General features: G+C 61.8%; 6 protein-coding genes. All 6 read left to right on the forward strand.

Annotation, left to right across the window (positions count from 1 at the left end):
- Positions 1 to 5 precede the first annotated feature (5 nt).
- On the forward strand, positions 6 to 695 hold the full coding sequence (locus KJS47_RS23255; protein ID WP_213528221.1) for an N-acetylmannosamine-6-phosphate 2-epimerase: 690 nt from the start codon (positions 6 to 8) through the stop codon (positions 693 to 695).
- On the forward strand, positions 692 to 1,522 hold the full coding sequence (locus KJS47_RS23260) for a MurR/RpiR family transcriptional regulator (RefSeq protein WP_213528222.1): 831 nt from the start codon (positions 692 to 694) through the stop codon (positions 1,520 to 1,522). The genes KJS47_RS23255 and KJS47_RS23260 overlap by 4 nt, the downstream gene beginning before the upstream one ends.
- A gap of 27 nt (positions 1,523 to 1,549) precedes the next feature.
- A complete protein-coding gene (locus KJS47_RS23265) occupies positions 1,550 to 2,458 on the forward strand; it encodes an ROK family protein (RefSeq protein ID WP_213528224.1) in 909 nt (302 codons plus the stop codon).
- A gap of 190 nt (positions 2,459 to 2,648) precedes the next feature.
- Positions 2,649 to 4,232, forward strand: coding sequence for an FAD-dependent oxidoreductase (locus tag KJS47_RS23270; RefSeq protein ID WP_213528226.1), 1,584 nt, complete (start codon positions 2,649 to 2,651; stop codon positions 4,230 to 4,232).
- Positions 4,233 to 4,284: 52 nt separating this feature from the next.
- Positions 4,285 to 4,941: a carboxylesterase family protein gene (locus KJS47_RS23275; protein ID WP_213528228.1), complete on the forward strand. Its 657-nt coding sequence runs from the start codon at positions 4,285 to 4,287 to the stop codon at positions 4,939 to 4,941.
- A 459-nt stretch (positions 4,942 to 5,400) separates the two neighbouring features.
- On the forward strand, positions 5,401 to 6,193 hold a 793-nt coding region (locus KJS47_RS23280; RefSeq protein ID WP_249716689.1), incomplete at its 3' end, for an ABC transporter permease.

Raw genomic sequence — 6,193 nt, forward strand, 5'->3', positions numbered from 1 at the left:
TCATAATGGATCAACAATTATTCGCTGCAATCAAAGGGAAGCTGATCGTCTCTTGCCAGGCGCTCGAGCACGAGCCGCTGTTCGGCTCGGCGATCATGGCCCGGATGGCGCGGGCGGCCAAGGAAGGCGGAGCGGTGGCCATCCGCTCCAACACGCCCGTCGACATCGCCGCTATCAAGGCGGAGACCGGACTGCCGGTCGTCGGTCTGCTCAAGCGCGACTACCCGGACAGCGAGGTCTATATTACGGCGACCCGCAAGGAGATAGACGAGCTGATGGAGGCGGGCCCGGAGCTGATCGCGCTGGACGCGACCCGGCGTTCGCGTCCGAACGGGGAGACGCTTGAGGAGCTCGTCGCTTATATGAAGGAGCGCGGGCAGGGCATCATGGCGGATATTTCGACGCTGGAGGAAGCGCTCTATGCCGAGTCGCTCGGCGTGGACTGCGTCTCGACCACGTTGTCGGGCTATACGCCGTATTCGCGGCAGGACGACGGACCGGACTTCGAGCTGCTGCAGCAGGCAGCCGAGCGGTTGTCCATTCCGGTCATTGCCGAAGGCAAGATCGAATCGCCGGAGCAGGCTGCCCGGATGCTGGAGCTCGGTGCGCATGCCGTCGTCGTCGGCTCGGCGATTACCCGTCCGCAGCTCATTACGGCCCGCTACGCTCAGGCCATGGAGAAGGTGCAGGCGTGAACGACCTCAGCGCCCTCATTACGAGCTATTACCCGTCGCTGACCAAGTCCGAGCAAAAGGTCGCTTCGCTCGTGCTTGACAAGCCCGACGAGGCGATGTTTCACTCCATCACCGAGCTGGCGGAGATCTCGGGCGTCGGAGAGACGACGGTGATTCGATTCTGCCGCAAGGTGGGCTACCACGGGTTCCAGGATTTCAAGCTGGCGCTGGCGCAGGACTTGACCTTCAAGAAGCTGGGAGCCGTTCAGCAGGAGGACAGCGAGGATTACACCCGGCAGGTGTTTCAGGATGCGGTCAGCGTTCTACAGACGAGCATCAATCTGCTCGACCGCGTCGCGCTAGAGCAGGCGGTGGAGCTGCTCGACGGTGCCCGGCATATCCAGCTGTTCGGCGTAGGTGCTTCGGGTATCACGGCGATGGACGCCAAAAATCGGCTGCTGCGGATCGGACGCCGCTCGGACGCGATTCTCGACAGCCATCTGCAGGCGATGATGGCCGTGACGCTCGGTGAGGGCGACGTCGCCCTCGGGTTCAGCGTATCGGGCAGCACCAAGGACACGAACGACATGCTGGGCAAGGCGAAGCGGGCAGGCGCGCGGGTCATCGCGGTGACGAACTACGCCAAATCGCCGATCACGAGCCTAGCGGACGTCGTCCTGCTGACGGCCGGCAAGGAATCGCCGCTCGAAGGCGGCTCGATGACGACCAAGATGTCGCAGCTGTTCGTCGTCGATCTGCTGTGCAGGGGGCTGGCGCTGCGCAACGCCGAGTATGCCAAGGCGATGAAGGAGAAGACGGCCCAGGCCGTCTCCGACCGAATCTATTAACGGGCCGAAGAGGGGAGCAGGAGAGCAATGAGCGAGAAAGTGCTTGGAATCGATATCGGCGGCACCTCCATCAAAGGAATCGTGCTGGACGAAAAGGGCGAGGCGGGACGCGAATTCTGGCTTGCAACGGACGCTACCCGCGGCAAAGCTCATATCGTGGCGAACGTGGAGGCCGTCGTCCGCGAGCTTCTCAGCGGAGAGCCGGACGTTCGGGCGGTCGGCGTCGGCACGGCGGGCCGGGTCAATGCCGATACCGGGCAGATCGTGTTCGCTACCGACAATTTGCCGGGCTGGCACGGCTTCCAGCTGAAGGAGCATCTGGAAGCGGCATTCCCGCTTCCGTTCGTCATCGACAACGATGCGAACACGGCGCTGGTCGGAGAGCACTGGCTCGGAGCCGGCCGCGGCTTCGACGATCTGACGATGCTGACGCTCGGCACGGGCGTCGGCGGCGGGAACATGATCGGCGGCCGTCTGGTTCACGGCTCCGGCTGGAACGGCGGCGAGTGGGGACATGTCATCCTCGTCCCGTTCGGGCGTCCGTGCAACTGCGGCCAGGCGGGCTGCATCGAGCAGTATCTGTCCGGCACGGCGCTGGTCCGGCTCGCCCAGGAGGCGACGGGCCGTCCGTTTGCGAGCGGACATGAGGTGACCGCCGCTTACCGCGAGGGAGATCCCGCGGTAGCCGAGGTATTCCGGTTGTTCTGCCGGCATCTGGCCGTGGCGGTGCATAACATTCACATCGGCATCAACCCGCAAGCCGTCCTTCTCGGCGGCGGTCTGATCGACGTGAAGGAGCTGTGGTGGGACGGCTTCCAAGAGGCGCTCGCCGACATGCAGAGCGGCGTCCGGGTACTGCCAGCGGAGCTCGGCAACCAGGCGGGAGCGATCGGAGCCGCCAAGCTGGCATGGGACCGGCTCGGCCGGCTGGGCTGACCGAAGAGAGCAGGAATTAGACGGATGTGCGGATGACGAGAGGCATTTCCTCACCGTGCGAAGCAAGGGGGAGAACCGTCCGGCGGCAGCGAACGGAACGGCCGGCGTATCTGGCCGACCGCGGCATGCCGCCGCTTGAGCAAGGGACCGGGAGTACCGGTTACCGACTAGGGGAGAGTGGGCAGAGGCTATGGAAACAACTTTACGGCAAGCGGACATCATCGTGATCGGAGGAGGCCTTGGGGGCTGTACCGCCGCGCTGGCAGCGGCGAAGAGCGGCTGCCGGGTCATCATGACCGAGGAAACGGACTGGATCGGCGGTCAGCTGACGAGCCAGGCGGTGCCGCCGGACGAGCACAAGTGGATCGAGAGCTTCGGCTGTACGGGGACTTACCGGGAATTCCGGAACCGGGTGCGGGCGTATTACAAGGACAACTATCCGATGACCAAGGAGGCGCTTGCGAACGATCGGCTCAATCCCGGCAACGGGTGGGTCAGCCGGATCTGCCACGAGCCGGTGGTGGCGCTTCGCGTCCTCCAGGATATGCTGGCCCCTTATGTGAACAGCGGCCGTCTCGAGATTCTGTACGGCTGCCGGCCGGTTGCGGCCGTCTCGGAAGGGGACGAGGTCCGGAGCGTGACGGTCGAAGAGACCGGTACGGGACGCCGCATCGAGCTCGAAGCTCCTTACTTCCTGGATGCGACCGAGTGTGGCGACGTGCTGCCGCTTGCCGGAGTCGAGTACGTCTCGGGTGCCGAAGCGCGCAGCGAGACCGGGGAGCCTCACGCGATGGAGGAGGCGAACCCGCTCGACATGCAGTCGATCACCCACGTATTCGCCCTAGATTATGTGGAGGATGGCGACTTTACGATCGAGCGGCCGGCGCAGTACGACTTCTGGCGCTCGTACGTCCCGAGCTTCTCCGAGCATCCGCTCCTCAGCTGGTTCTCCACGGACGCCAACGACCTCGACCAGGTCCGGCAGTTCGCCCTGTTCCCCGGCGAGGAGGGCAAACCGTCTCTCTGGACGTATCGCCGCGTCGTGGACCGTTCCCTATTCGAGGACGGCCTCTACGAAGGCGACATCTCGCTGATCAACTGGCCGCAGAACGACTATTACCTCGGGCCGATCTACGGCGTGAGCGAGGACGAGCGCCGCAAGCATCTGGAAGGCGCAAGGCAGCTCAGCCTGTCGCTTGTCTACTGGCTGCAGACGGAGGCACCGCGTCCCGACGGAGGCAAGGGCTGGCCGGGACTGCGGCTGCGCGGCGACGTGATGGGGACCGAGGACGGCTTGGCCAAAGCTCCGTATATCCGCGAATCGCGCCGGATTCAGGCCCGCTTCACGATTACGGAGCAGGACGTGAGCCGGGAGCTGCGCGGAGACCGCGGTATCCGCGTCTACGAAGACAGCGTCGGAGTCGGCAGCTATCATCTGGACCTGCATCCTCTGACCATCTCGAACCGGGCGTTCTACATCCCGAGCTATCCCTACGAGATTCCGCTGGGATCTCTGCTGCCGGTCCGGGTGAAAAACCTGCTGCCGGCCTGCAAAAACATCGGCACGACCCAAATTACGAACGGCTGCTACCGGCTGCAGCCGACGGAATGGAACATCGGAGAAGCGGCCGGCTACCTGGCGGCGTACGCGCTCCGTACCGGTGTAGCTCCCTATGAAGTGCGGGAGGACAAGAGCCGTCTTCAGGCGTTCCAGCACATGCTGGAGGAGGAAGGCGTCCAGCTGCACTGGCCGGCCGATATCGATCTCTCTTGATCGGACCGTCCGGCCGGAGGTACATGTCTCATAGCGAGGAGGGGACAGGGCGATGGAACGGAAGGGCAAGCTGCAGAAGGAAGTGAAGAAACGCCTGCTGCTTCAGTATTTGGTCTATACGCCGGAGGGCCGGGAGGAGGGAGAGGAGAGGCTGCCGCTCCTTCTCTTTCTTCACGGAGCAGGCGAACGGGGGTCTGATCTGGAGCGGGTGAAACGGCACGGCATTCCTTCGTTTTTAGAATGGATGGAGGAGGAGCCTTTTGTGCTCGCGGCACCTCTTTGCCCGCTGGAAGCGACCTGGGAGGACAAAACCGAGGAGCTGCTCGCCCTGATAGAGGAGCTGTCGGCGGTATACCGCGTGGACGACCGCCGGATTTATCTCACCGGTCTCAGCATGGGAGGCTACGGCGTCTGGGACTTAGCGGCCAAGCGGCCGGACAGGTTCGCCGCCATCGTTCCGATCTGCGGAGGCGGCAACCCCAAGCTGGCGCACCGGCTCAAGGAAGTGCCCGTCTGGGCCTTCCACGGCGCCGAGGACCAGGGCGTCCCGTTCCGCGAATCCGAGGAAATGGTGCAGGCGGTTCAGGCTTGCGGGGGAACTGCCCGGCTGACGCTTTATCCGGGAGTCGGCCACATCTGCTGGCCGGCCGCCTACTCCGACAACGAGCTGCGGCAATGGCTGTTTGAGCAGAGCAAACAGCGGGAATAACCGATCCAAGATCCGATTCGAAAGAGCGGCGCGCTAGGCGTACCGCTCTTTTTTGCGTCCGGGCGGCTGTCTTTACTAAATAGACAGACAAATTTAACCATAACCAGACAAAAATAACTTGTCAGGAAAACAATCCTTGGGTATACTTTCTCTAATCATAAGATTAAGTTTGAGTGAGGTAATGAACGCGCTTTCCACATCGTCTTTCTTCGGTTTTTCTTAGCAACTTCTTGTTTGATGCAGATTCTTGCTTTGCTCTATCCTCATGCTTGCAATGAGAATAGTTAATTGGAATGAAAGCGATTTCGGCTTGGCGGTCCATTTCTGGAAGGGGGCTTTCCCATAAGGCGACCATTTACGAATTGATAATAGACAGGAATCTACATAGTTTTACAAACGATTCTAGGAAGGATGGATTCTCCCTTGGCAAGAACCGTCATCGACAACAAACCCGCGGCAGTGCCCGCCAAATCCCGCCTCGCCCAATGGCTGAAGCCATTTGCCCGCAACTGGGAGCTGTACGTACTCATTTCTCCGGTCATCGCGTATTACCTGATCTTTGAATACTACCCGATGTACGGGGTCCAGATCGCCTTCAAAAACTTCGTCGCCACCAAGGGCATTTGGGGCAGCGACTGGGTAGGCTTCCGGCACTTCCAACGCTTCTTCGACGGCTATTACTTCTGGCGGCTGATTAAGAACACACTTGGCATCAGCCTGTACCAGCTGGCTGTCGGGTTCCCGGTGCCGATTCTGCTGGCGCTCATGATCAATGAAGTGCGCGCCAAATGGTTCAAGAAGTTCATCCAGACGGTCACCTACGCGCCTCACTTCCTGTCGACCGTCGTGCTCGTCGGCATGTTGATCATGTTCCTGTCGCCGCAGAGCGGCCTGATCAACATGATCATCGTCTTCTTCGGCGGCGAGCCGGTTAACTTCATGACGGAGCCGGGCTGGTTTAAGTCGATCTTCGTGCTCTCCGGCGTCTGGCAGCAGATGGGCTGGAGCTCGATCATCTACCTGGCGGCGCTTGCCGGCATCGATCCGCAGCTGCACGAGGCAGCCCGCGTCGACGGCGCTACGCGCGTCCAGCGCATCTGGCACGTGAACATTCCCGGCATTTTGCCGACGATCGTCATCCTGCTCATTCTGAACGTCGGCTCCATCATGGGCGTCGGCTTCGAGAAGGTCTTCCTGATGCAGAACTCGCTCAACATGGAAGCGTCCGACGTCATCTCGACGTACGTGTACC

It is taken from the genome of Paenibacillus sp. J31TS4 (genome assembly GCF_018403265.1).
Classification (GTDB): domain Bacteria; phylum Bacillota; class Bacilli; order Paenibacillales; family NBRC-103111; genus J31TS4.